This is a genomic window from Acinetobacter sp. ATCC 27244 (genome assembly GCF_000156555.1).
Lineage (GTDB): Bacteria > Pseudomonadota > Gammaproteobacteria > Pseudomonadales > Moraxellaceae > Acinetobacter > Acinetobacter haemolyticus.
Map to the genome: position 1 here is coordinate 1 of NZ_GG665958.1, position 952 is coordinate 952.

The 952-nt window shown below is 37.7% G+C and carries 1 protein-coding gene; it reads right to left on the reverse strand.

The window, feature by feature from the left end:
* Positions 1-24: 24 nt before the first annotated feature.
* The coding region (locus tag HMPREF0023_RS16940) for a sel1 repeat family protein (protein WP_223804351.1) at positions 25-952 on the reverse strand (928 nt) is incomplete at its 5' end.

Below are 952 nucleotides of genomic sequence, written 5' to 3' on the forward strand. Positions count from 1 at the left end.
TATAGCTATTCTAATTTACGAGTATTATTTCAGCTTTGAATAAAACTTATTCTTACTATCATACTGATAAGGTACAATTTTATTTACTTTAACCATCTGACTATTGTCGTTCAAATCCGTTCCCTGATATTGAATCTGGAATGGATAAAATGGTTGTCCATTTTTGTTAACTTTGATTGCTGAAGAATAGCCGTACTCTGGTTGTTCTGAAACTTTTCCTTCTTCGAACATTTGTTCAACAATATAGTCGTCTTCATTTAACAGAAGAAGTGACCACACGCTTTCCCCATAACCATTGCCGTAATAACCATCAATGGTATAGCTTCCTAGTGTATTGTTTCCAAAAGCTTGTAAGTTCTTTTTAAATTCTTGAGCATTCCATGAGGTTCGACCATATCCCTCTATACTTTCAATTCCCCCTTGGGCTGTTTTTGAAATCATTTGGAATTGTCCATTGTCCAATTTTTTAAAGAGATATAATTCCAAAGTGCCTCGTGTAGCATGTGAAGTTTCTATCCTCCCTTCGATTGCTAAAGTCACTTCCACAGGGACTAAATAACGGGCTTCCCCCTGCATATTCTGGTAAGTAATAATAGGCGCGATACTGATTACAGCATCAGTGAGATCATCCAAGTCGCTAGGCTTATTAACATAGTAGTATTTGCCACTTCCCCAGTAATCATCTTTTCCTCTTTCTCTGGATGATGTCACTTTATAAAAACTTCGAGCAACGGTATCTGTACTTAGGTTAGGGAGTACAACTTGCTTAAAGTTCTTAGGTTCAAGCTTGGATGTATCATAGTATTTAATGGCTGTTGTAGCTGTTTGTACTGATGTCGTTTGAACAGCATTGAGCTGCTGTGCTTTATTAGCCTGCAATACATTGTATAACTTGACCGCTTCAGGTTGTCCCTGCCGTGCAGCACTTTGCAACAAGGTAACGCCCTTTTTT